Origin of the sequence: Enterococcus viikkiensis, from assembly GCF_005405345.1 — a bacterium.
GTDB lineage: Bacteria > Bacillota > Bacilli > Lactobacillales > Enterococcaceae > Enterococcus_A > Enterococcus_A viikkiensis.
The window spans coordinates 32,091-56,648 of record NZ_BJDW01000015.1; the positions used below are offsets into that span (position 1 = coordinate 32,091).

Here is a 24,558-nt window from a genome sequence, read left to right on the forward strand (position 1 = left end):
TACCGTAGGGTGTCTATAAAAATTCTGGCAATCTACTTTCAGGCGCCTCCGTCGTATTTTCAGCTACTTCTTGTTCAAAAAATGCCAACTCTCCATTGCGGTATTGTTTCTTCACGCGAAGCGCTTCTTTCTTCAAAATATTCGCCGTAAACAAGAAACCAACAAGATTCTTTAAATTTAAAACTAATAACGGGAAAACCGCTAATAAGTAACTAGACAACTGACCTAAATTCCCATTTGCTTGTTGAATCTCACTGACCTTTTCTTGCACCATCAAAATCGAAAGTGTTCCCCCAGTGATAGACGCTGTTCCAGCTACAGCAATATTTCGATCAAAAATCATTTCTCCAACGACTAGCAGGACAACCGTCATCAAAACAACAGTCAGTGAACCAATCACAAAAGTCTTCCATTGCAATTTCAAATCTTTAAAACTCATCATCGTTCCCAAATGAACAATAATTACTCCAATAACGGCATTTCCCAATCCTAGTAAGCCCGAATCTTGAATCAAATCATGTGGCAATAAATCTGCGGCAAAGCCAATCAAAAAGATTAACGAGGCCACTAACATCATTGAAATCAACGCTTTACTTTTATTTGAAACAAATTCCCCAACCGTCCAAATAAACATTACAATCGTAAAAGCCAATACAGTTTCCATAATTATTCCTCCTTATTATTGAATCGGATGATAGCTAAATCCCAATCCATGCACTTCTGCTACGTTATACGTAATCATAAAACTCTTAGGATCAATCGCATCTACAATTTTATGGACCACCGGATACTCCTGCTCGCTCACCACAACAAGAATCATTTCTCTGTCACAATCATTTTTTCCGCCTCTCGCATCAAAAACCGTCAACCCTCTATCCACCTCACGTGTTAATTGAGCGCGAATTTCTTTTGTATTGTCTTGACTGATAATCATGACCGCTTTTCTTCGTTTTAAGCCATTTTCAATGTAATTCATAACAATCGACGTGATCCCAATAGACAAAATAGCGAATAAGAACTCTTCGAAACCAAATACATAAAGACTCATAAAAACAATAATCATGTCTGTCAATAATAATCCGAGTGAGGTATTCACACCAAAATATTTTTCGAAAATCAATGGTGGAATCGTGGTTCCACCGCTAGAAGCTTGAATTTTATATAAAATGGCGACTCCAACGGCAAAGATAACACTTCCAAAAATAACTGAAAGCAACCGATCTTCAGTTAACATGCGATTAGGTACAATGCTTAATGCCAAAGGAAACAACAAACTTCCAATCAACGTGTTAAAGAAAATCTTTTTTCCTAATAACAAAGCAGCCAGTACTAAAACGAGGGCATTCAATGACAACACAACCCATGAACGGTCGATTCCTAAAACAGACTCTACTAAAATTCCAATCCCACTAGCACCCCCAGCTGCAATGTCATGTGGTCCTAAAAATAGATTAATACTGATCGCCAGTAAGACTACTGCTATGGTTATTTTTGACACCTGAATCAAAAAAGGAAAGAAAGTAGATTGGCTTCCTATTCTATTTAGAAAAAAAGGTTTCCTTTTTGCCCCGTTTTCTATACCTAATGGTGTATGTTTTTTCATATGCTTTCCTCCTTCACACCTGTTTCTCGCTTGCTATGACTTAAGTTTAAATTAATTAAGCATGGTCTCTCAAACAAACTATTTCTGACTATTAGAAAAAATTTATTTCACTTTCTAGTTATGCTAGGCCCTTTTAAGTGCTCCCTCTTACTCACTCAATTGGACAAAATAACTCAGAGCAAAGACAGTGCTCTTCGACTAAACATACCATTTATTAATTGGCAAAAAAACACGATGAAAAGCAGCCAAAAGAGTGATTGCTTTGAAATGTGTTCCTTTTTTTACTGTTAAAAACAGCGTTTCGTCCCAATTTTTGTCAACTATCCTAGTCTTTTTCAGTTCTTCAACAAAAAATCTCCGCGTCAGTTCATGTGTTATCGCTAAGTTTCAACATTTTTGCTAGTGAACCCATCCAACTTTCTTAAGCAGACTATTTTTATAAATAGAAATAGTAACTATCCCTCCCCTCACAAATAAAATAATTCCCATGATTGGAAATAATTTGTCTAGTATTAGCAACAAAAAAATTTTAAATCTTATCATCTAGTTTTTTTATAGAGTCATTTCGCATTATAATGAAAACGCATTCATTTTATAACTAAGGAGCGCTTCGAATGAATACTTACTCTTACGATTTACTCGTCGACAAATCGATCAAAAGAAAAATCAAAATCCTTCAAATCTTACTTGAAGCCAACCGGCCGGTATCGTTAAAAACATTTAGCAGTCTTTGTGGGGTTTCCTATAAAACGATTCAGCAAGACGTGGCTTATTTAATCGAAGACTTGCCAAACGCACTGTTATTAGAAGAATTCAATCACTCCTTATCACTTGAGAAATGTGGCACTACTCGAGAAATTGTCACTTATATTGATCAATTAGTTTCTGATAATCCAATCTTTCATCTCATCGAATCCATTTTTTATGAAGAAAAAAAAGATTTAATTACCTATGCGTTGGATCTATATATTTCCGAATCAACCATGAAAAACTATATAAAAACCTTCCGCAAAGTGCTTAAAGACTTTAAACTTGACCTAGACGTCGCCAATTTTTCATTCATTGGAGAAGAAGCAGATATTCGCTATTTTTTCTTTCAATATTTCCGTTCCATTCATGAAAGTAGCGCCCCGATTATTCACAATGATCAATACCACGAAATAACAGAAGTGCTCGAGAAAATGAAAAATGACTACGATTTAAACTTAAATTTTGACTATTATCGAGCGACAATTTGGATGTTTATTATCGAAAAACGTATCGAAAACCAGCACTTCATCAAGTTTGATCCTGCCGCACTAAAAAAATATGAACAGAAAGATAGCTATCGTCGGTTTAAGACCGCCTTCTCGACTTTTTTCCATCCCAAAGTACTCGATGAAGCACATCGCAATCAAGAAATCTTGTTTTCCTATTTTGCTCAAATCGATACCATTATTTATGAATCAAACAGCTCCTACTTAACCAACGATTTCATCCAAGAATTTACTGCCCAAGATGTATTGATCACTAATTTTTTTATCGAATCAAAACAGAATTTAGTCCTTAATCATGAGGCCAAATCGGCGATTCAATCTTACCTAACCAACTTGTCTATCTTGACTGAATGCACGGATCTCTTTCAAAAATATTCGCGGATTCTGATTCGTAAAGCAAAGACCAATTACTCAACAACCTTTTCCATTTGGTGTCGTATTTTGGAAAATCATCAATCTTTTTCACACATTGAGGATGTCGCTGCCCGCTTGACCTTATTATATGAAGTAAAAAAATATAATAAAAAGAAGGTACTCTTTGCTTTAACAGGTGATTCCTCTTCCGTCAGTTACTACAAAGCGTTAGCAAAAAAAGTAATTTCTAATGATGTTGAATACCACTTTTTATTCAACCGCCCTTTAACAAATGAACTATTGAGTACGTTACAAATTGATCTATGCGTCTATAATTTTGAACCACAACTCACTTTGTCTTCCTCTGAACTCTATCGACTTTCAGACATTCCTTTAGATAGTGAGTGGCAGGAGTTACAAAAGTTGCTTTTTACTACCTAATGAAAGTAAATCGCTACTTTCATTAGAGTAGCGGAGTTAAAAATTCGCTTAGGCGCTCCTTTACAATCGTTAACACTTTTCTTTTTTTCTGAGCCTCACTAGTCAAACGCTTTGAATGTCGCAGATCTTCTTCAAACTGGGATTGAATTTCAGAAACCACTGCACTAGGCCCGTATAAAAATGCGGATAGTTCGTGGTTTAGATGGAAACTTCTCATATCAAAATTTGTCGATCCTACCGATGCAACCTGACCGTCTACAATCAGATATTTGCAATGTAAAAATGCCGTTGAATCATAGGCATAAACTTCCACCCCCGCAGACAATAGCCGATCGATAAAAGAATTATTTCCATAATAAGAAATTCCACGATCCCCCTTGCCTGGAATGATTAATTGGACCTTTAGGCCGCATCTCGCCGCACGCCGAATAACCGAGAGCGATTCCTCGTCTGGAACAAAATATGGGGTGGCAATCTGGATAGATTTTTCGGCTTTGCCAAATAATTCTATGATAGAATCTCTCAATGTTCGTTCTGAATCATAGGGACCACCAAAAATAAGTTGACAGATTTCCGTTTGAGCGTCTGAACTAACTTTTTCCAATGGAAAATAATGTTCTTGATCCTGAAAAAATGGGTTCAACGCTTGGTCATCTTCGTTTAAAAATAACCAATCCAGCAAAAAGACATACTGGACATAGATCGTACTAGGCCCAATTATTTTTAAGTTGGTATCCCGCCAATAAGCAAATTTATTGGTAATACTACGATATTCATTGCCTAGATTCATCCCACCTATATGAGCAATGCGACCATCGATTATAACCATCTTACGGTGGTTCCGCCAATTTATTCGTGTACTTAGCGAAGGGGAATTGACTAAATCATACGCTCGAACGAAAATTCCCGCCTCTTTCAACCTATCTATAAATTCAAAAGGTAATTTTATAGATCCGACACTATCATAAATAAAACGAACTTCCACTCCTTGTTTCGCCTTTTCTATCAATACCTCAGCTAGCTCACGACCCGTTTCATCTGCTTTATAAATAAAATACATTAAATGAATGTGGTGTTTCGCTGTTTTTAAATCACGTAACAATTCTTGATACGCTTGTTCTCCATCTGATAAATGAGTTATCTGGTTCCCACTCAAGGGTTCATTTCCGGATAGATACGTTAGTTCTTTAGAAATTGAATAAGGTTCACTGAATATTTCTGGATGTTCCTTTAACAGCCGGTCCATACCTTGGTGCAACAAACGTTCATTTTCTTTTTGAACTGAAGAAAAACGTCTAAACACCGGATTATTTCCTATTAAGAAAAAAAGCAATAATCCCATATAAGGAAAGAATAAAATAGTAAATAGCCAGGCAATTTTTGCCGTAGATGGTCGCTTATCAATTAGGACTAAATACCCACACAGAAAAAAAGATACCGCTTCCAAAAAAAGTGTTAAAAGAATAAAGCTATCAAAAAGTTGATAGGCCACAAAGCAAATACCGATAAACAGTCCTGTAATAACCAACAACCGCTGCAGCTTATTTTTCATTTACATTCTCCTTAATTCTCTCGTTCTTGTCCTTTTATTCCATCAACTTGATAAAGTTAATTTTACGCTATATTTTCTTTTCAAGCTAGTTTACTGAATTTGTGAACAAATGACTTTCCTTCCTCGACTGAACACTCAAATTTATCTGGACAAAAAAAACCACTCGAATGAGTGGGGTTCACGTTGTTAAATCAACGTTTATAAGCTTATTTAGCCAATGAATCTTTTGCTTGGTCAGCGACTAAGCAGGTTTCATGGAGTCTCATAGGAGTGAAAAAAAGAGAATTTATAAACATTAAGATCGCATCTGAATTCACTTGATTTCATAAAATTTCAAACGGATTTGGGTCAATTTTCGGTCAAAATAAGAAACATGGGGCGCTGAAAAATGTTTATCTCAAAAATGAATCTCAATATACATTTACGAAAAATAATTTCTTTTGTATAGAAGGAACTATTTTTAACTCATCCTTTAAAACCACTAATTCTATAATTTATGGGCTGTGCAATGAATACTCTATTCAATTCTTCATTGAAGTCTCTTCCTATAAGACTTCTTTTAAACGGAATTATTTCAAAATATTTCGGCTTTTTTTCCCTAAATTAAAAACTCTTCCGATTCTAAATTGTTTACCAAGTTCCATCCCGGTCATCAGTTCGTTTCGCGAGATATAAAAGGGAGTATCTGGTTTCTCAGACAATGAACTTTTCACCTCGATATAAACCTTTGACGGACTATCAGTATTTAATGAGTCAACATCCCAAGCTATAATATCGTATCCCCGTCCATGTGTCTTTCCGGTATATTCCATTTCATCAATGAATTGCTGAGCTTCCTCTGTATCTCCGAGCTTATCAATAATCTTTTTAGTATAGTACTTCAAGATAAGTTCTTCACCAATATCACCATAATGCTTTTGATCTAAACGACTTATTTCAAGATAATCATCTGAAATTATTTTAGTTGAAGTTTCCGCTATTGATTCTGAGATAGGAGATTTATTTCTCAATCCTGGCTTTACTTCAACAATTTCATCATAATCAATAACATTAGAATGTTCCTTTCCTAGTTCAAACAACCACTTAGATATTTTATCATTTACCTCAATATTTAATACTTCTTGCACTTCTCTTTCTATCAATGAATCATTTGCTCGTTCTAATAAATCAGCAACTACAGAATGTTTCATATCTCCGAACATTCTTAATTCACTAATCGCAGTATTTATTGAAGTGTTTATATAAAAACCTTTATGAGGAGCAGTCAATCCATAATAATGCAAAATATTCATTGCATGGAAACCTTTTTTGGTTATGTTCAACACTTCAGTTTCCAATGTTCTATGAGATTTTCCGTCAAGTAAATATCCTGAGACAACATGAGCGCGCTGAACTAATGTGAATTTGTTAGCCTCTTTTACTATTCTATTTTCTTTGTAACTATCCTTAAATGTTAAATCTGGAAACGTCATTAATATTTCTCCCACTAAAGAATCCCAACTCTGGCTCTTCTAAACTTCCAATTAGTACACTTCTATCTAGGAAAACATTCATTTTCTCACAACTAGTTTCCGAAATAAGTGAACACGCATGACAGGCTGCACCGTTTAACGAATCTCTCCCTTGAGATTCACTTTCAATACACACCGGATCAAAGCTACACCATTTAGCTTTTTCTAATGCAGCATTTAATAGGTCAAAAAATTTCTCTGGAACGCCTTGTTTAACAAGCCCTCCCAATGTTCCTTCCGAATCTGAACTTGATGTATAAATCAATATCCCATACATTTCTTTTCCAAGTTCATCTGAATAATATATTCTTTCCTTTAAAGAGGATGAAGAATAACCACTACACATACTTAATTCTTTAATAAAAAGGTGAGATAGTGTATGAATAAGGTAATAATCCGGACGAATGTAACCTTCTTCATCTGGGAATCTTACATTACTCATTTTCTTATAAATTTTATTCGAAATTACTGAGTCTTTAATTTTATCTCTCCATTTTCTTATTTCTTCACTATTCAAGGAAAAGAATATACCTTCTCCTAATGAGCGCATGCCAACATAATAATTGTCTTTTCTACGAAGTGATACTTCCTGCGCCTCTCCAGAAGACTCCTCACCTTCTAAAACCTGTTCTTTCATTAATTCAGAATCAGTAGTCTGTATCCTGCTGTAGCTTCGAAGAGCACTAACTACCTCGAGTTGATGTACCAAAGTTATCCCGTTCAATAATTCACTGTAAATGTGACCAGAAATTTCCTCTGAATTGAAAAGTTTCATTTTGAATCTCTCTGAATCCTCATCATATTTTTCTTTTCCAGAAAGAACTTCAAACTCAGCTCTCCTATAATCCATTACAGTATCTGGATAATCATCACTTATCTCATTAAAAAACTTAACGGAAATTATTTTTTTAACTTCATCAAAACTATATTCAATTTTTTCCGCTAATCGTGTAATCATTTTATTTACTAATTCATCTTTCTCAAGTTTTTCAATTCCTTTTTCTCGTGTGACTCCTCTTAGCTCTGATTCCAAAGCGTTATAATACTCGTCACTCTGGATTAATTCAATTAATTTATTTTCTTTGAACGGTATATTCACTGAACTTGAGATATTAGGGAAAAAGAAATTGTTTGCATTTCTAAGAAGTACGTGAACCTCTTCATCACATTTAATTCTATTCTCTTCTTTTTTCCAAATGTATTCACCCTTACAACCAATTCCTAATTTCTCTAGTTGATGTGGAAATCTCTTTTCATCAAAAACTCCGGCTAAATTTCGGCTCTTATTGCATCTTTTACAAGATACTATTAAATCTGAAATAGAACCTGATTGTGCTGTACTTCCCAATGTAATTTCATGATCTTTATAACTATCATAGGACATCCCCTCATGAACCCATTCTAACCAAGGAAAATCTTGTGCATGCCCATTGCAACATGCGCATATAATCCGGACAGGAACAAGCTCGGTTTTCCTTTTACGAACATCAATTGGTTTCTGATTAAAAGCTTTGACTAAACTTGGTATCCCCTTTGCCTCTACCAACTGACGCCATGAATCAATTTTCCTCAAACTCCTATCTTCTGGAGAAAAATACCACTGTGGGAATCTTTTTCCTACAATATCATCTTCCTCCTTAAATGGCGGCTCAATGAAACCTTCAGCATCCATAGCTTTTTCTAATCTAATATCATGGACTTTCTCACATCTGCTAGTATTCCAATACTCCGAATCTGCAATCATGACAGATTGATTATTTATATCCATTAAAGCCCCTATACCAAATGGCGTTAAAAGTTGCGATCTTCTAACGTTAAATTCCGGTTTGTCTTTCTGTTTATACACCATAACATCTCCTAATCTATTATTCTCAGATAGGCTGTATCTTCTACATTCCTCATTGTACCCATTACTTTAGTAGCTTCCCAATGTGTACTTTTATCTTCAAATGATCTAAGCAACAATTTTCCTTGGAATTCTTCTGCTTTACTTTTATATAAGTAATATTTGAATAGTTCCGCAGTATCTTCTACTTCTTCAGCAATATCGCACCAGTTATCACCAAAATTATTAATTATTCTGCTTGCATCTTCTCTATATAACTTGTGTCTGTCTTCGCTAGCTTTAACACGTTCCATAAGATAATCATTCACTTTTTCAAGTGCATCTTCAAATTCTAAAATGTTTTTTGCAGAATTATCGCCAGCTAATGAATCAATCGTATTCCTAAGCATTGCAACAATGACTCCAGCAGCGGCTTTTTCCAGAGCAGGTACTGAAAAGGGAGTTACACTACTTGATTCGACAAATTTATATAAACTTTCATGATACGATTGAAATGTTTCATAATGAGATCTATCTCGACTTCGAGAAGAATTATACAACGTGCATACTAAGCCTAAAGATTGTCTTCCTACTCGACTGGTCGCTTGAATATATTCTGAAGTCAGTTTCGGCTGACCCACTACAAACATGGCATTTAAACGATCAATATCAACACCCACAGATAACATATTTGTTGCAATTAACGTATCCACAGTTTTTTGGTATCTTTCCGCTCCTTTACATTCCTCTGTAATTCTATTGTGTGGAATGTCTAATTTCTTTAGAATTGTAGGGATTTCTATACCAGGTATACGCGAAGTCAACTCCACGCTTGTATCGTCATTCATGAAACGTTTATTAGTATTATTTCGCCTGTATAATTGATTGATATGTTCTTTTACATCATCCTTAATCAATCCTGAAGCTTTTCCAAGTTCTCGAATACTGTTAAAGTACCCAGCAACTGTCCAATATAATTCTTCTTCATCAATACTTAGGCCTAATTCTCTTATTGTTTGTAACATTGAAGACAGTAGCCGTATTTCTGCTGTTACTTGTGATTTCCCTGTCGGCATAATTCCAAGGTATTTTCTTCCATACGCATGTGTATCTTCTTTTACAAAGAAGTTATCTGTTATATTTATTCCGCTAGGTGGAAATTGGGAAACTTTCCTGTCAAAAATCCCTTTTACCTGATCATCAGCGTTTCTGATTGTTGCAGTTGAAGCTATATATTTTGGAGCAATACTTCCATTTGCGTTTTTTAAAATATAATCAAATCCAGCTTCATACAGCCCAACGATGCTTCCGAGCGGTCCAGAAATCAAATGCAACTCGTCTTGAATAATTAATTCAGGGCGTCGATATTTTTCTGGATCGTCCGAACCAAATAAGCTTGCTGTTTCTTCCTTTAAAGGGACTTGGGCGAACTTATCAACAGTACCAAAAAGTAATGTAGGTCTCTTCTTGTAGATTAATTCATCTACTACATAAATCGGTAATCCCTTAGAAAACTCACATTTCTTGTTCAAACATTTCATATTGAAATCATTTTTCTTTTCAATTTCATAGTATCCCCATCTTCTTTTGCTTTGAAAGTTTTTATCATCAGGAATAATACTATGTTGTTCATGACACCAAGGACATTCCAAAACCTGAAATGTATTTTTTTTCTTCGCATATTCAATATTTTTTTGTTCAACCATATCTTTAAAATCTGCCTTAGCATCTTTTAATTTATTTTGAGTTCCCTCTCCTATCCAAAGTCCAATGCTAATTTCTGATTCCCCTAGATTACCTTCTTTTCTTCTAATAAACTCTAACGCACAAATTAATTGAGAAGCCCTATCAAATTGTTGAGCAGTTAAAAGTCGTAAAGTATATCTCATGATTACCGTCACGCCTGAGTAATTTTGATATTTCAATCTTCTATAAATTACAACGGCTGCGATTGCAAAAAGGTATGCTTCCGTTTTACCACCACCTGTACTAACCCAAATTAAATCCAGTAGCTCACGATCAGAGCTTTCTTCATTCAATATAGACTCTAATGAGTTTAATACGAACGCCAATTGAAATGGTCTCCATTTAAAGTTTGCAATTTGATAGTTTTTTGAATTATATGCCTCTTCTTTTTCAATTGAGTTCTTTAATCTTTGTAAAAGCATTGCCTCATTAGCTTTATTGAAAGCCGCAAAAGCATCTTTATCTTTAGAAAGGAAGTCTATTGTTTTCTTCATGCGATGACTACAATTTCTACACTTTTCAATGTTTTCCTTTGAAAGCTCTACATATTCAGGAATTAATGTTTTAGACTCTTTCGTAATTGAATCAATCCATTTATCATATTGCTCAACAAACTGATTTAGTTTTTCTAATTGTGCCTTATAGTCACTCCCTATATAACTTTCCGCACTCAAAACATCTGGCGAAATACCATCAATATCAAAAGACATTGGGCGTAATTCATAGCTCGGAATATATGATGTTTTTATTTCGGATACTTTTCCATGCTCTTCTTTCCAAACTGCGGATACACCTCTTCCAAAGGCATATGTCCTTTTATCTCTATATAAAAAAAAGTTCATAGCGTCTTCTGAATTTAACTTAGATAAATCTGGAAGTTTTACATCTTCAGAAGCTTTAAACTCAACACTTTTTTGAGCTTTTATAGAGATTTCTGTTTGAAAAAGATGATTCTCTGAAATATTTTTTAAAACTATAGTTATTGCCGTCACCGTTTCCTCTTTTGCCACGTTGATTTTTTGTACTTTCGAAAATACTTGAAACGTTTTTTCTTCTTCAACTAATAATTTTTGAGAAGAAATACCTTCCTTTGAAAAGTCCAATTTCACTTCAAAGAAAACTGGAACACGTTCAAAACAGCTCTTGTTTTTATAATTTATGTTTTTAATCTTTTTTAGTAAAAATAGCATCTCCGAATCTTTAGCTTTATCGTCTGGTTTTAGTTCATTTAGAAAATCAGATATGGTTCCATCTCTATCTTCGAAGCTATCTTCATATTTAATTTTTGAATTTTCCAGATCAAATTTGAAAAGCTTTTCAATATTCATAACTTCTGATAAAGCAATTTTTTCTTGTAGCTCTTCAAGCACCTCTTTTTTCGTTTGAATAAATGGATTCTTTATTTTTTTGTAATAAGAGCTGTGAATTTCGATACCTATATCTTTTTTGCTACTTTTACAATAGAATGTGATACCTAAGGAAGATGGAAGAAAGCTATTATCAATCTCGGCTGATTCTTCTTCTTTATTCAAAAACTCTTGAGCTTCAAGAGTTGTTTCAATATCTTCTGTCGAAGCTTCTTTTAACTCCTTAAAAGGATATAAAATACCTGTAACGTATCTCGTTTGAGGTTTTTCAGAAATTATCTCGTGCTCAATATCCTGATTAATTCTTTCTGACCCCGGTCCTAATAATAATTGCGAAATAGCATTAGAATAATTTTCTCTTATACTATTTTGTTGTTTCTTATCCGTAATTTTTACCATTAACTTTTTCCTCCCAAAAACTTATTAGTCAGGTATCTCGGTACGTCTTCTATATCTATATCTTCAACTAAAATTACTTTATCCACCGAATAAGATTTTATTGAGCTATCTTTTATTATTTCATTCAGTTTCCTACCGTCAATTGAGTCCATAAGTCTATCTCTTTCATAATTCAAATTTTTCTTTACTATTGTGCTTGCACTATAATACTTATCAGGTTCATTTGTTAATTCAGAGTTTTTAGTAAGTAATCCAATATAATAAATAAAACTAGAATCTCTAGGTAGGATTGGCATTTTATCAATTGAGGACCATGATCCATAAAAAGTTATTGACTTATCTATCGCACCTAGTTCATCCATTCTTTCTTTGAATTGAGTTGGAGTCATTTCTCTTTCTTTAATGTATTCAAGTAAAATCATTTTCCAAAAATAATCAAGCCTTAAATTTTCATCAAGTGTACTATCAATAAAAATTCCATTTATGAAGTTATACTTTTTCAATTGTTCTCTATAAAGGGTATCGGAATAAGGAACCTCAAATTCAACAATGTTTTGCCCAATTTGAATATTATTCACATCCGTTTTTCTACAAAAATTTTCTTGTAAAATAAAAACTTTTCCAAACTCGGTTCCAAAAATATTTTTTCCTGACTCTAAATCTATCCCACGAACAACATTGACAAGTTGTTTTTCACTTTCAGTCTCAATTCCAGAAGTAGTGATGATTAAATTATTTATCAAGCTTAAATATTCTTTTTGTGGATCTTCTTCTTTATCCAGTTCATCATATAGTACCTTGTCATCGCAGTTATTATTTACTTGTTTTTCTCTCATTGTTTTTTCAAAATATTTATTAATTGCTTTTAAATATGCAGAATCTCGATCAGAATAGCTATTATCCAAAGTATATAAATGTTGAATTATTCTTTTATCTCTTTTTAAGGAGTGCATGAGGTACTTCTCTTGCAAATCCGGAAAAACAACAAAAAGTTTATTTGTTAGATAGCTCGATAACCATTTTTTCCTATCCCTTGCATATGGGGAAAGCAAGATGACACTATCAAATGTTCCATATAGGTCTTCATATATCTTTTCACTATATGGCAGAACTGTTATCGTATCATCATTCATGTAAATTTTTTTTGTTTCTTCAACCATTTCATCCATGACTACAAGTGCACACTTATCTTTACTTCTTATAGAGTCGATAATTTTCTTGTTTTGAAAACCAAATCTATTACAATAGATATCATATAAAATACCAGAAATTTTTTCGGTCTCTTCCAAATTTAACTTTTCCATATATTCTGATACAATTATCATTTGTTGCTCAAGGGTACGGGAACACCCAATTATTTGACTGTAATTCATCTTCAAGAATCGTTTTAATAGTTTATCCAGATATTTTAATCTGGGTATCTCACGAATATCTCCTATATACTCATTGAGTTTTGCTATCGCATTATCAAACTCTTCATTACTAGACACAAAATCAAATGAAATTTCCATTTTGCTAAATTCTTTCGATTCAAGCCAGCAAAATTCTCTATCCATTTTCTTCAAAAATTTAAGTTTTGATTCATCCATGACTGATGGTATACTAGAAAATACTGTCATTGGAATTCCGAAATCATCACACGCATCCTCAAGTGTAAATAAATTTGAAAATTGTCCATTTGAAAACCATTTGTCTCCAATAACATATACTCGTTTTTCTGATATATCTCCATCGCTTTCATCTAAATACTCTATGACAGCTCCTATACTTGATGAAAAAATTACCATAGGTTTTTCTGTACTATTAGAATGTGGTATTCGTTCAAAAATCAATGATTCTTTTAAATACTCCGCAGTACAAAATTCACCCAAATATGAATATCTATTATTAATATTAAATTTTACATTTACTATTTCATCTAATAGCTTCTTTTCAAGAATTACTATCACGTTTTCATCATTTGTCCAACTTATAGAAGAAAGCCCCATTTGCTTTCCAAAATCCTCTTTGGTACTTTTTACTTTTCTACTTTTTGTATTGGTTACAATGCTAGCTTTACTTTCAATTACATCTTTTTTTAAAATCCGCGTATAAGAATCTTTCTTTTTATATATCGGCTCCAATATATAGCCGTCACTTCTATTGTCCTGTCCCTTGAAACTATAATAGGTCTTTTCAAATAGAAGTTTAGTCTCATCACCCAAATCGTCTATATTAATCTTTTGACCGTTTGAGAGATTCTTAAAACTAGTTACCAAACAAATTAGCAAAACAAGTTCTTTATAGTAGCTAGAGTTTAAATACTGATATGCATATGAGCCTTCAAACTTTTCATATTTAAGAAAATCATTCAAAACATTTTTTTTATTTTTAGAAATGTAGCCAAATGGGCTAGTTAATAGTAAAAGTTTCATTACAGCATCCATGTAGTTTTCTCCCTTAATGAATCTATCACAAAAATTATACCTCAGTTCATGTGGCTATTTACAACTATTTTTGTTAATTTTTGCTTTCCCACTAGTAGGTTACTTTTAAACCTGGTATAATTGCGCTGAGGTGAAATCATGCTAAACATCATAGACCTGTTTTCTGGCGCGGGAGGATTAACCGAAGGATTTAGAAAAGATGATTTTAATTTACTTGCTCATGTTGAAATGGATGAGGCTGCAAGTAAAACATTAAAAGTTAGAGATGCTTACTATTATCTAAAAGAAAATGGAAATTTAAATAGATACAACGATTACATCAATAAGAAAATTTCGTATGATGAATTTTTGTCTGAAATCCCTGAAAAAATTGTCGAAAAAGTAATTAATCTAGCAATATCAGAAGATAATTTACCAGAAATTTTCAGGCAAATTGATTCTCAGCCAAATTCAAATATGGTTCACGGTATCATTGGGGGACCACCATGCCAAGCCTATTCAACGATTGGTAGGGCAAGAAATAAAAAAATCAAAGAATCTGACGAGCGAATCTACTTATATAAGTATTATCTGAGGTTCTTGGAAAAATATAACCCTGATTTTTTCGTGTTTGAAAACGTAAAAGGACTATTATCGTTTAAGGACTTAGACGGAAATAGCCTTCTGGAAAAAATAAAGTACGATTTTATCAATGTAATTTCTACAGGTCATTACCATATTCAAATAAAATTAATTAACTGTGCTGATTTCGGCGTTCCACAAGTTAGAGAAAGATTAATCATTTTTGGATACAAAACTTCAATGATAGATTTTGATTTTTTCAGAAGCCTTGATCAATTTCAGGAAAAACCACCAATAATTAAAGAGTTATTTCAAGATCTGCCTATATTAAAATCCGGAGAAACTAAAAATGCATATTCGAAAGTTCCTCCTTCAGAATATGTTTCAATAAATCTAAGAAATAGCAAGATTCCTTTGACCCAAAATATCTGTCGTCCTAATAACGAAAACGATTTAAAAATTTATAGGATCGTAGCAAAAGAAAAAAAGAAGAATCGAAATGTTAAGTATTCCGATCTTCCAATTGAATTAATCACACATAAGAAATCAAATATTTTCTTGGATAGATTTAAAGCAATAAATGATAACGGATATAGTCATACAGTTGTTGCTCATATAGCAAAAGATGGTCATTACTATATTCATCCTGATGTATCTCAAAATCGTTCAATCACAGTCCGAGAAGCTGCAAGAATTCAGACATTTCCCGATGATTTTTATTTTGAAAGCTCTCGAACTTCTGCTTTTAAACAAATAGGAAATGCAGTACCACCACATTTTTCAAAAATTATTAGCCAAAATATTTTAGAAAATTTGTATGCAATTACAGGGTGAATATTCAAAGACTATTCATTCTGTAAACAATTCGATTGATTCTTATAAAAGATGTTAACTCGCAGAGTATAATCGAATCGAACATTTTACTTACTTTTAAAGCCAAGCTTATCGAGAGCTTGGCTTTTTTGTGTTTAAGTTTGCAAAGCGTTGAAACAACAACGATTTTGACGCTGTTTCCTTAAAACTTAATATCGAAAGTTTGCACTGTTTTGCAGAGAAATGAAGGTCGAGTTAAGCTAAATTTAAGCCACTTTTTTAGCCATAAAAAGATGGGCTTACGCCCCGATAAAGCTTTTGATAAAAAATCGGGGAGTGTGATATAAATGGTATTTAACTACGATCAAAAAAGACGGGACTACTTAAAGGGTGCTTTATCACATGAAGAATTTTATTTGGATTTAGCCGATGCGATTGCTTTTGATGATCTTGAAGTATTAGTACCAGAAACTGCGTGTAAATCAAAAGACCCGAACTTAAATGATGTACCACTAAAACTTTGGGATTACAGATTTCCAGCTGTCAGGATGTTACTAAGTCGCGCAATCAACCAAAAACGTGTCATCAAACGGATCAATGGGTTATCAGCATCGGAGTCAGTTTGCATCTTAAAAGCCGTTGCGAGAGAATGCACAGCATCGCAATTAGTATAAACTAAAAACGCTCGGTATCACATACCGGGCGCACACGAGGATGGCTATCTAGCTGTCCTCTTTTTTTACACGCAAAAAAAGTAGCAATTCAATTTTGCTACTTACTTCACATATTAAAACTATGTATTTTTTTCGCTAACTACAATACTAAGTTAACAAACAGTATAAAAGCACAAATTCCGAAAACTACTGCAAAAAACTAAAAACAAAAGCTTTTACTTTTCTAACTATGCGAAAATATATACACATAGCACACAGAATTAACGAAATTAAAAGATATCCCGTTCCCACTTAAGCACCCCCTTTATTAGTTATTTTAATTTTCATAAACACCCCCCTTTTCTCTTAATATCATTATTATATCATGTATAGATTCAAAAATAAAATTAAAACAGGGATTCTCTATCATTGATGTATCGTTATTTACTACCGTTTTTTTTAGATATCAGCAATGTTTTCACACTTTTTTTAAATCATCATTCTCCGCGAAACGTTATAAAGCGAAATATTCGAAATATTTTCTAAATTTCTAGCAGTAATTTATTATCACTTTGTCAGCAATCTGTTAACAATCTGCTTACACCTTGTTAACTCTTTGCACCATTTTGACAGCAACACCCACCATCAAATCCCGCGCACAACAATTTGACAGCAATCTGCTTACACTTTACTAACTACTTGCTATCTTTCTTCCAACAAACTGCTTGCACCTTCGTGCAGCCGGTCCACTTCTTTTTTTACCTCAACATAAAAAGCCACCGGGTCCCCGCTGCGTTCACGAAATAAATCTTTTAACTCAATTCAGAAAATCTTGCTCACTCTGCCCCACTGTCTTTTTGAGACGTTATTTCTACGGTCTTGACAGACAGTCTTCTCACACGCGTAAACGCAGCAAATTCGTCTATCACTGTTAACGCCCCAATACGCTTTAACGAAAACCAACTAAAAACCACCCCCAAGCGCTTGCGCATACAAAAAATACAAACTTTTAGGGGGAGGAAGCGCCTCCTCCCTCACGCCACGAAAGGTTTTCAACAGGGAGGAGACACCCTCGACGCTTGTGGTAACTTATACCATAATCAAAAGAATGCTTATACACCAACCTTTTCAGACGGTAGGCGCCTCAAGGTGCCTTATCGAAGCGCATCGGGGAAAGAGCATAAGGAGTGTGTATGTCAAAAAATGCTCCGCCGCATTTTCCTCCAGCCAGCAGAGCTGCCCCCACTCCTTACAGCGTCAATCAGCTTAACGCTGTTTGCCTTGCCCTCTCTACCGTTCGGGTGCTCCATCGGCTCTCGCCGCGTTATTTTTGAAGTGATTTCGCCATCAGATGTGGCGACGAGGAAATGTATGACAAACGAGAAAAGGAGCTGGCAATAAATGATTTACTATATTTTTTCAGAACTATCCCCGGTGCTGATCTATCATTTTACCTGATGATTTTTATCTGTGTCTTTGGGTACTTTGTGGTCAAATCAATTCGCCATAAAATCGAACAATATCGATATGAGCGGGAAAACCGAATTGAAGAAATGCAGAAAGCCGAATTAGCCAGAAAAGAAATGGAGCAATTTGAAAAAGAACAAATAGCACACATCAAAATGGAGGATTTTTGGTATGGAAAATAATAATGATACACTAATTTGCGAGGAAATAATGACACTCAAACAGATTAAGCGTAAACGCAAAAATAAGAAGATTCCTTCCAAAGTCACGTCATCGTTTGCTCTCGCACAGTGGCTTAGCGATCTAATCGGAAATGAAAGTCAAGAGCATCTACTGGTAATTTGTTTAGACACAAAAAATCAAATCAATAGTTATGAGACAGTCTCAATTGGGTCACTTAATCAGTCCATAGCTCACCCAAGAGACATTTTGCAGCGAGCTTTGCTATCTAATGCTGCGCGCATCGTAGTCGCCCATAACCACCCATCGAGCAACCCAACGCCATCAGAAAATGATAACGATTTTACTTCCCGCATGAATAAAGCATGCACACTACTAGGTATTGATCTGCTTGACCACATTATTGTTACCGACACAGATAAATACTATTCGTTCAGAGAAGAAACGAGCGTGATTTGATGGCAAATGTTGGCGTATTAACTGCGCGCGAGATTAAAATGATCATGAGTCGTCGACAAACACTCTTTTTGTCGTATTTAGTGGCTGGAAAATATGTAAGCAAATACGACGACGAAGCGGTCATTTTGCTCCGAAACTACTAAAAACGATAAAAGCATAGTTGGTCGCAAAAATCTCATGATGATACTCACGTATTTGTCGTTGAGTATGATTTTGAAACAAATATCGTATCAGTGCACAGCAAAATCAACACCAACGTCTATTTTTGTCACGGTGTTTTTGATTTATTAAGAGTGGATGATTACACACGAACACGTTTCCTCGCGGGATTATACATTTGTGAATATGAAAGAAGGTTGGATGAGATGGTGAGCAAATTCCGACTGGCAAAACCACCAAGTATTGAAGATTATGAGTTCCCACTTTGATAATTGGTGTATAATCGGAAAAAGTGGAGGCAAAAAATTACTATGAAATCAAACTTAACCGCAACACAACGCGTCAAGCTAGAAAAAGAATTAAACGACATCATGTTGGGCGCTGAAAAAACAGACGATCAAACAACCATCAAAGATCGCTACAAAAAAGCTGGAGAAATTATGGTACAACTTAATCTACTTGATCCAGCTCATAAAACGATTCCAGAAATTGTTGCGAGTGTCTATGCTCAACACACTCGCAACAAAATTGAAAAGATCGTCAATACGACACAAGATTGATGCCACTTGACACGTATGTTAAAATTAATTTTTAAACAAACTTTGGGTCAAACAAAAACCCCGCTCGAATGAGCGGGGTTTAACGTTGTTAAATCAACGTTTATAAGCTTATTTAGCCAATGAATCTTTTGCTTGGTCAGCTAGTGCTGTGAAAGCAGCTGCATCGTTAACTGCTAAATCAGCCAACATTTTGCGGTTGATTTCGATACCGGCAAGTTTAAGACCGTGCATTAATTTTGAGTAGCTCAAGTTGTTCATGCGAGCCGCTGCGTTGATACGAGCGATCCACAATTTACGGAAGTCGCGTTTCTTTTGACGACGATCGCGATATGCGTAGTTGTATGAATTCATTACTTGTTCTTTAGCTGTTTTAAATAGAGTGTGTTTAGAACCGTAGTAACCTTTAGCTAGTTTTAGTGTCTTTTTACGACGTTTACGAGTTACTGTTCCACCTTTAACACGTGCCATGTTTAATTCCTCCTAATAAATAAATCATTGAATTTTTTAAGTTGTAAAGCGGGTTGCGCAATTATTTCATGCGTGCCAATTGTTGGCGGATACGTTTGTAATCGCCTTTTGATACCATAGACGCTTTACGTAGTTGACGACGTTGTTTTTTAGTTTTCCCGTGGAAACGGTGACTTGTGAACGCGCGGAAACGTTTTAAACCGCCGTTACCAGTGCGTTTTACGCGTTTTGCTAAACCGCGGTGTGTTTTTTGTTTTGGCATGACTAAAATTCCTCCTACTTTTCATTTCGCCTACTCTTCAACTAAGTCGAAGAAGCATTCTCAAAATTATTGCTAGTCTTTCTTCTCTTTCGGTGCAAGCACTAAGAACATGCTACGTCCGTCCATCTTCGCTTTTTGTTCCACTGTTGCGATATCATCAGTTTCTTCAGCTAAGCGATTCAAAACTTTCTGACCAATTTCTTTATGGGTAATGGCACGGCCCTTGAAGCGGATCGAAGCTTTCACTTTGTCACCTTTTTCTAGGAATTTACGTGCGTTACGAAGTTTAGTATTAAAGTCATTCACGTCAATTGTAGGACTTAAACGAACTTCTTTAATATTGATCACTTTTTGCTTCTTGCGAGCTTCACGTTCTTTTTTCTGTAATTCGAAGCGGTATTTTCCATAGTCCATAATACGTGCCACGGGTGGTTTCGCACCTGGGGCTACTAGAACTACATCAAGGTTTGCTTGTTCAGCAATTTTTAAGGCTTCTACTTTCGAAATAACACCTAGTTGTTCGCCGTCTTGTCCGATCAAACGTACTTCACGTGCACGAATGCCGTCGTTAACCATCATATCCTTTGCTATGGTCATTCACCTCCAAAATTTTTGAGAGAAAAAAAGCAAATAAAAAAACGAGTTCTTTATGAACCCGCACCTAGTATGACTCATCAAAACGATCAGTCATTAACTATCTAGCCCAGCGAGATGTTCGCGTAAGGCGAGAAGCGGGTGCTTCTGCTTTCATTTCTCAACTAGTATAGTATACAAGCTATTTCAATAATTGTCAACAAGTATATTTCGTTTCTTGTTTGCTTTCAGAAAACATCAGTTGAGTTTTCTTTCATTTTTGTGTTAAGTTAGATAGGAAGGAAGTGATAAGATGGAACAATCTTTTTTTAAAGAATTGATTCATTACAACAAACCAAAGGAGTCGCCCTTTCGCTTGATCGGCGCTGGCCTTTGTATGATCTGCGTTTTATTCACCGGCTACTTCACTCATCAGTTAGCCATTTCTAGTTTCGGTTCATTAGGTATTTTCACCTTTCTCTATTATCAACGCCTCCCTTTAAAACAATTAATGCTTCGATTGTCGCTCGTTGGGGGCTTTTTAACAGCTGGAAATTTTTTCGGGATGCTTTCCACACACGCGGCTTGGACCGCTCCAATCGCAGTTGCTATTATTGGTTTTTTAGGGCGATTCTTTTTTAGGCTTTACGACATCGCTAAGCCGGGACCTTTTTTTATTGTGATGGTTGCGGCAATGGGTGTCAGTACGAAGATTCCCCTAGCAAAAATCCCCGTCATGAGCGGCTACTTTTTTATAGGCGTTTTATTTGCACTCGGTTTTGCTTTCATTCTACATTTTTTAGAAACAGATCCAGTCCCAAAGAATGACGTTCCAAAAACATTGACCCAAAGGATCAATCAAGATCCTACCGCCATTATGGATAGTCTGTTATACAGTGGTATTTTATTTTTTGCAGTCTATCTAAGCGTCGGACTTCAATTACAAAATCCTTATTGGCTCGTTGTCTCTTGTGCTTCTATTTTGCAAGGAGACAATCTGCGAGCAATGGCTCATCGAAATATTCAACGGATTTTCGGTACAGTGGTGGGCTTAGCCATCGCAGCTTTACTATTAAACTTATCCTTATCCGTTTTCGCCACTTTACTAGTGATTACCGTTTTGTTTGTGACGGTTGAATTTTTCGTTAAACGCAATTATGCGATCGCACAATTTTTTACCACCCCAATGTCCTTGATGCTTTCCATGCTTGTCAAACAGCAATACCTTTATACGCTACTACAGTTTCGTTTTTTAGGAATCGTGATCGGCAGTCTATTAGGTTTATTAGCTGCTTGGCTGATGACAACTAGCCTAGCTTTTTATAATCGAAAATTCCATTCAATTGAATAGAAAAAAAATGAAAATCGAGTGTCCGCACTCGGTTTTTGCTATAATGAGAGCAAGAAAATGAAGGAGGCACAATTATGTATCGATTAATTGCTTGTGACTTGGACGAAACATTGTTAGATAAGCAGCGTCACGTTTCGCCCAAAACAAGAGAAGTGATAAAAGAGGCAGAAGCACAGGGTTTGGTCTTCGCACCAGCGACTGGTCGTGGATTCTACTCTATCAAACAAACATTGTCAGAATTAGCTGCCGATGACAAAGCGCAGCATTATATGATCGGCTTCAACGGCGGAGTGGTCGTTGAAAACCAAGGGCCTACCATCATCAAGGATTTTCCGTTAGCCTATGATGTTCTGGCGCAATTGTTTGAATTCGGTTCAAAATATGAAGTAGCGATCCACCTTTATACTTTCGAGCAAACCTATGTGTATCATAGCAATCCCGATGAAGATGCCTACTTAACGACGATTCCTCATGAGAAACGCTTAGACGATGACATTGATTTTCTAAAAGATCAAACCTGTTACAAAGCCTTATTCCAAAACTTGGACCGTCATTACTTGGAACAAATTGAAACCGACCTGCCTGCCGATTTGAAAACTGCTTTAGAAATTAGTTATTCATCAAATCGTTACATCGAGTTCAATCCAAAAGGTGTCAATAAAGGTGTGGCTTTGCAAACTTTAGCAGATTATTTAGAGATTCCAATGGAGGAAACCATTGCTATCGGAGATAACACCAACGACCTAGCGATGATTCAAGCGGCTGAATTAGGGGTCGCTGTTGCCAATGCCGTACCGGCTGTCAAAGCAGCTGCTCAGCATACAACTACTGCTGACCATGAAAATAGCGCCGTCGCCGAAGTGATTGAAACTTTCATTCTTTAATTTATTGCTGCACTGTTATGCCAGAAGAATCTTAGAACCATTTTACTTTGCTTTCGAAGAAATGATTTCTGACACAAAATTTATTCAAAAAAAGGAAGTGGGACGAAATTCCGTCTCACTTCCTTTTAACGTATTCTCCGCCATAGAATCAAAATCAGCCATATGGAAAGACCCAAACTGATCACCAATGAAATTAACCACCCGGCCTCCGAATGAGCCAGCGGCAATGGCATATTCATACCGAAAAAACCGGTGACGATCGTGGGGATCGTCAACATTAGCGACCAGATTGTTAAGATTTTCATGGTGTCATTCAAATTATTATTTAATAAATTATTGTAGGTCCCCGATAATTGATCCAATATTTCACTGGATAATTTGGTCATCTCCACCGCCTGTTTGGCTTCAATCAGCGCGTCATCCAATTCCTCTTTTTCCTTATCCGTGAAACCGGAAAAGATGGCTTGAACCTTGACCTGCTCCAGCAGAACCGCATTTTGTTTCGTGGCCGTTACCAAATACACCAAGCCAATTTCCAAATCGGACAACGCCAATAAATTTTTATTGGTGGTTTTTTCTCGTAATTTCGCATTTAAGACAATCCGTTGACTATCCACCTCTTCAACTAAAGGAAAATAGTAATCAGAAATCAAAAAAAGTGTATGGAATAACAGACTCGCCGTACTTTGGTTCGGTTCGTTCTGTAACAGATTCTCAATAATATTTGCCACATAAGCTGTCCGTTCATTGACAAACGAAAAGAAAAAATGATCCTTCAAAACGAAGGCCATCGGACTCGTTTCATAATGATTGTCTTTTTTTAAGAGGTTCGGCACGTTAAAAATTAATAGCAATGCTTTTTCCATCGGATCATATTCTACCCGCGCCCGTTCATTGTCATCTAGCGCATACGTCAACATCTCATCGCTGATCGAATAGCTGGCTCTTAATTTTTTGATCTCGTGAGGCTGCGTCGCATCGACATTGATCCATGAACACATCTCTTGATTAAATGTTTGTTTGCTGTCCATTAGAACCTCCCGGTATAAACTCTTGTTATAACCAGTATAACAAAATCTTTACTTCTTTATTAGTTTTAACCTTTAAAAAAAGAACCATGACCTGACCGTCATAGTTCCTACTTAAACTTATTCTGCTATAACTCCTTGAACCTCTAAAATTTTCTCATCGATCATGCGGATCACTTCATCCCGTGCGTCAGCATTATCAACGAAATTCAAGCGATCACCATCGATTTGGATCTTGGGACTTTCATGATAGTCTTCATACCATTGATCGTAACGGCTGTTTAACTCCTTGTAATAATCATACAAAGTGGGATCAAATTCTAATTGTTCGTATTCACGTCCACGTTTTTGAATTCGTTCCATCATTGTTTGAAAAGAAACCTTAATGTGAACCAATAGATCAGGATGCTTTTTATGAGCCGCATAAGGCAACTCCTGCATCATATTGTCCAATAATTCATCGTAGACCTTAACCTCTGTCTCGGTTGCTCGGCCAAGATCAGCGTTTAAATGAAATAATAAAGAATCTTCATAGATTGAACGGTCCAAGACATTGTTGTCGTCTTGCATCGCCTTTTTAATACTCTTAATTGTCAAATTAAGTTAGACAAATCATCAATACTTACGTAACTCAAAAATACTTCCAAAGGTGTTCGATAA

20 protein-coding genes, 1 pseudogene and 1 other annotated feature are annotated in these 24,558 nt (G+C 35.4%); of the genes and pseudogenes, 9 read left to right on the forward strand and 12 right to left on the reverse strand.

Translation table 11 applies throughout. From position 1 onward, the window contains the following. Positions 1-13 precede the first annotated feature (13 nt). Positions 14-664: a hypothetical protein gene (locus FFM67_RS12435; protein ID WP_246042964.1), complete on the reverse strand. Its 651-nt coding sequence runs from the start codon at positions 662-664 to the stop codon at positions 14-16. 15 nt (positions 665-679) lie between these two features. Beyond that, positions 680-1,603: a YitT family protein gene (locus tag FFM67_RS08665; protein WP_137614177.1), complete on the reverse strand. Its 924-nt coding sequence runs from the start codon at positions 1,601-1,603 to the stop codon at positions 680-682. Between the two features lie 614 nt (positions 1,604-2,217). Here FFM67_RS08665 and FFM67_RS08670 point away from each other — a divergent pair. Next, positions 2,218-3,654, forward strand: a complete 1,437-nt coding sequence (locus tag FFM67_RS08670) for an AcpB/EbpR/MafR family transcriptional regulator (RefSeq protein WP_137614178.1) — start codon at positions 2,218-2,220, stop codon at positions 3,652-3,654. A gap of 22 nt (positions 3,655-3,676) precedes the next feature. Here the strand turns inward: FFM67_RS08670 and cls are convergent, their stop codons facing one another. From cls to FFM67_RS08695, 5 genes are all read right to left on the reverse strand, one after another. Further along, entirely contained in the window at positions 3,677-5,206 is a 1,530-nt protein-coding gene (gene cls, locus FFM67_RS08675; protein WP_137614179.1) for a cardiolipin synthase, read from the reverse strand. 569 nt (positions 5,207-5,775) lie between these two features. Further along, complete coding sequence (locus tag FFM67_RS08680) at positions 5,776-6,678, reverse strand: protein NO VEIN domain-containing protein (RefSeq protein WP_137614180.1); 903 nt, start codon at positions 6,676-6,678, stop codon at positions 5,776-5,778. Further along, positions 6,653-8,563 (reverse strand): MrfA Zn-binding domain-containing protein, encoded by a 1,911-nt coding sequence (gene drmB / locus FFM67_RS08685; protein ID WP_170178017.1) that lies wholly within the window; start codon positions 8,561-8,563, stop codon positions 6,653-6,655. Before drmB ends, FFM67_RS08680 begins: the two co-directional genes overlap by 26 nt. 11 nt (positions 8,564-8,574) lie before the next feature. Continuing rightward, positions 8,575-12,054 carry a helicase-related protein gene (locus FFM67_RS08690; RefSeq protein ID WP_137614182.1) on the reverse strand — a complete coding sequence of 1,160 codons (3,480 nt, stop codon included), beginning with the start codon at positions 12,052-12,054 and terminating at the stop codon, positions 8,575-8,577. Beyond that, entirely contained in the window at positions 12,054-14,480 is a 2,427-nt protein-coding gene (locus FFM67_RS08695) for a DISARM anti-phage system protein DrmE domain-containing protein (RefSeq protein WP_137614183.1), read from the reverse strand. The genes FFM67_RS08690 and FFM67_RS08695 overlap by 1 nt, the downstream gene beginning before the upstream one ends. 138 nt (positions 14,481-14,618) lie before the next feature. Here FFM67_RS08695 and FFM67_RS08700 point away from each other — a divergent pair, with 138 nt between their 5' ends. The 6 genes from FFM67_RS08700 to FFM67_RS08720 all read left to right on the forward strand — a co-directional run bounded on the left by FFM67_RS08700 (position 14,619) and on the right by FFM67_RS08720 (position 19,332). Then, the gene (locus tag FFM67_RS08700; RefSeq protein WP_137614184.1) at positions 14,619-15,875 is read left to right on the forward strand and encodes a DNA cytosine methyltransferase; all 1,257 of its coding nucleotides are present in this window, start codon (positions 14,619-14,621) and stop codon (positions 15,873-15,875) included. Positions 15,876-16,201: 326 nt separating this feature from the next. After that, entirely contained in the window at positions 16,202-16,528 is a 327-nt protein-coding gene (locus FFM67_RS08705; RefSeq protein WP_137614185.1) for a hypothetical protein, read from the forward strand. A 1,346-nt stretch (positions 16,529-17,874) separates the two neighbouring features. Then, positions 17,875-18,156 (forward strand): hypothetical protein, encoded by a 282-nt coding sequence (locus FFM67_RS08710; RefSeq protein ID WP_137614186.1) that lies wholly within the window; start codon positions 17,875-17,877, stop codon positions 18,154-18,156. Then, positions 18,146-18,613 (forward strand): JAB domain-containing protein, encoded by a 468-nt coding sequence (locus FFM67_RS08715; RefSeq protein WP_137614187.1) that lies wholly within the window; start codon positions 18,146-18,148, stop codon positions 18,611-18,613. Before FFM67_RS08710 ends, FFM67_RS08715 begins: the two co-directional genes overlap by 11 nt. Further along, positions 18,613-18,756 (forward strand): hypothetical protein, encoded by a 144-nt coding sequence (locus tag FFM67_RS12275; protein WP_170178018.1) that lies wholly within the window; start codon positions 18,613-18,615, stop codon positions 18,754-18,756. Before FFM67_RS08715 ends, FFM67_RS12275 begins: the two co-directional genes overlap by 1 nt. 327 nt (positions 18,757-19,083) lie before the next feature. Beyond that, on the forward strand, positions 19,084-19,332 hold the full coding sequence (locus tag FFM67_RS08720; protein ID WP_137614188.1) for a hypothetical protein: 249 nt from the start codon (positions 19,084-19,086) through the stop codon (positions 19,330-19,332). A gap of 108 nt (positions 19,333-19,440) precedes the next feature. Here FFM67_RS08720 and rplT read toward each other — a convergent pair whose 3' ends face one another. From rplT to infC, 3 genes are all read right to left on the reverse strand, one after another. After that, on the reverse strand, positions 19,441-19,800 hold the full coding sequence (gene rplT / locus FFM67_RS08725; RefSeq protein WP_137614189.1) for a 50S ribosomal protein L20: 360 nt from the start codon (positions 19,798-19,800) through the stop codon (positions 19,441-19,443). Positions 19,801-19,861: 61 nt separating this feature from the next. Continuing rightward, on the reverse strand, positions 19,862-20,062 hold the full coding sequence (gene rpmI, locus FFM67_RS08730; protein ID WP_010742869.1) for a 50S ribosomal protein L35: 201 nt from the start codon (positions 20,060-20,062) through the stop codon (positions 19,862-19,864). A gap of 72 nt (positions 20,063-20,134) precedes the next feature. Further along, a complete protein-coding gene (gene infC / locus FFM67_RS08735) occupies positions 20,135-20,659 on the reverse strand; it encodes a translation initiation factor IF-3 (protein WP_071861642.1) in 525 nt (174 codons plus the stop codon). 27 nt (positions 20,660-20,686) lie between these two features. Then, positions 20,687-20,815: a sequence feature (ribosomal protein L20 leader region), on the reverse strand. A 133-nt stretch (positions 20,816-20,948) separates the two neighbouring features. Between infC and FFM67_RS08740 the strand changes: the two genes are divergently transcribed. Both FFM67_RS08740 and FFM67_RS08745 read left to right on the forward strand, forming a co-directional pair. Then, complete coding sequence (locus FFM67_RS08740; RefSeq protein WP_137614190.1) at positions 20,949-21,986, forward strand: FUSC family protein; 1,038 nt, start codon at positions 20,949-20,951, stop codon at positions 21,984-21,986. 74 nt (positions 21,987-22,060) lie between these two features. Next, positions 22,061-22,870 (forward strand): Cof-type HAD-IIB family hydrolase, encoded by an 810-nt coding sequence (locus FFM67_RS08745; protein ID WP_137614191.1) that lies wholly within the window; start codon positions 22,061-22,063, stop codon positions 22,868-22,870. A 125-nt stretch (positions 22,871-22,995) separates the two neighbouring features. On the opposite strand, the gene FFM67_RS08750 is transcribed toward FFM67_RS08745, so the two are convergent. Beyond that, entirely contained in the window at positions 22,996-23,901 is a 906-nt protein-coding gene (locus FFM67_RS08750) for a magnesium transporter CorA family protein (protein WP_137614192.1), read from the reverse strand. Between the two features lie 117 nt (positions 23,902-24,018). Continuing rightward, positions 24,019-24,501, reverse strand: a pseudogene (locus tag FFM67_RS08755) (deoxynucleoside kinase); the annotation flags it as partial. Positions 24,502-24,558 lie beyond the last annotated feature (57 nt).

What these genes read in the sequence shown, in the direction of transcription:
- FFM67_RS12435 (WP_246042964.1), bottom strand. Translation starts at nt 664, where the DNA reads ATGGAAACTGTATTGGCTTTTACGATTGTAATGTTTATTTGGACGGTT.
- FFM67_RS08665 (WP_137614177.1), bottom strand. Translation starts at nt 1,603, where the DNA reads ATGAAAAAACATACACCATTAGGTATAGAAAACGGGGCAAAAAGGAAA.
- FFM67_RS08670 (WP_137614178.1), top strand. Translation starts at nt 2,218, where the DNA reads ATGAATACTTACTCTTACGATTTACTCGTCGACAAATCGATCAAAAGA.
- cls (WP_137614179.1), bottom strand. Translation starts at nt 5,206, where the DNA reads ATGAAAAATAAGCTGCAGCGGTTGTTGGTTATTACAGGACTGTTTATC.
- FFM67_RS08680 (WP_137614180.1), bottom strand. Translation starts at nt 6,678, where the DNA reads ATGACGTTTCCAGATTTAACATTTAAGGATAGTTACAAAGAAAATAGA.
- FFM67_RS08690 (WP_137614182.1), bottom strand. Translation starts at nt 12,054, where the DNA reads ATGGTAAAAATTACGGATAAGAAACAACAAAATAGTATAAGAGAAAAT.
- FFM67_RS08695 (WP_137614183.1), bottom strand. Translation starts at nt 14,480, where the DNA reads ATGGATGCTGTAATGAAACTTTTACTATTAACTAGCCCATTTGGCTAC.
- FFM67_RS08700 (WP_137614184.1), top strand. Translation starts at nt 14,619, where the DNA reads ATGCTAAACATCATAGACCTGTTTTCTGGCGCGGGAGGATTAACCGAA.
- FFM67_RS08705 (WP_137614185.1), top strand. Translation starts at nt 16,202, where the DNA reads ATGGTATTTAACTACGATCAAAAAAGACGGGACTACTTAAAGGGTGCT.
- FFM67_RS08710 (WP_137614186.1), top strand. Translation starts at nt 17,875, where the DNA reads ATGTATGACAAACGAGAAAAGGAGCTGGCAATAAATGATTTACTATAT.
- FFM67_RS08715 (WP_137614187.1), top strand. Translation starts at nt 18,146, where the DNA reads ATGGAAAATAATAATGATACACTAATTTGCGAGGAAATAATGACACTC.
- FFM67_RS12275 (WP_170178018.1), top strand. Translation starts at nt 18,613, where the DNA reads ATGGCAAATGTTGGCGTATTAACTGCGCGCGAGATTAAAATGATCATG.
- FFM67_RS08720 (WP_137614188.1), top strand. Translation starts at nt 19,084, where the DNA reads ATGAAATCAAACTTAACCGCAACACAACGCGTCAAGCTAGAAAAAGAA.
- rplT (WP_137614189.1), bottom strand. Translation starts at nt 19,800, where the DNA reads ATGGCACGTGTTAAAGGTGGAACAGTAACTCGTAAACGTCGTAAAAAG.
- rpmI (WP_010742869.1), bottom strand. Translation starts at nt 20,062, where the DNA reads ATGCCAAAACAAAAAACACACCGCGGTTTAGCAAAACGCGTAAAACGC.
- infC (WP_071861642.1), bottom strand. Translation starts at nt 20,659, where the DNA reads ATGACCATAGCAAAGGATATGATGGTTAACGACGGCATTCGTGCACGT.
- FFM67_RS08740 (WP_137614190.1), top strand. Translation starts at nt 20,949, where the DNA reads ATGGAACAATCTTTTTTTAAAGAATTGATTCATTACAACAAACCAAAG.
- FFM67_RS08745 (WP_137614191.1), top strand. Translation starts at nt 22,061, where the DNA reads ATGTATCGATTAATTGCTTGTGACTTGGACGAAACATTGTTAGATAAG.
- FFM67_RS08750 (WP_137614192.1), bottom strand. Translation starts at nt 23,901, where the DNA reads ATGGACAGCAAACAAACATTTAATCAAGAGATGTGTTCATGGATCAAT.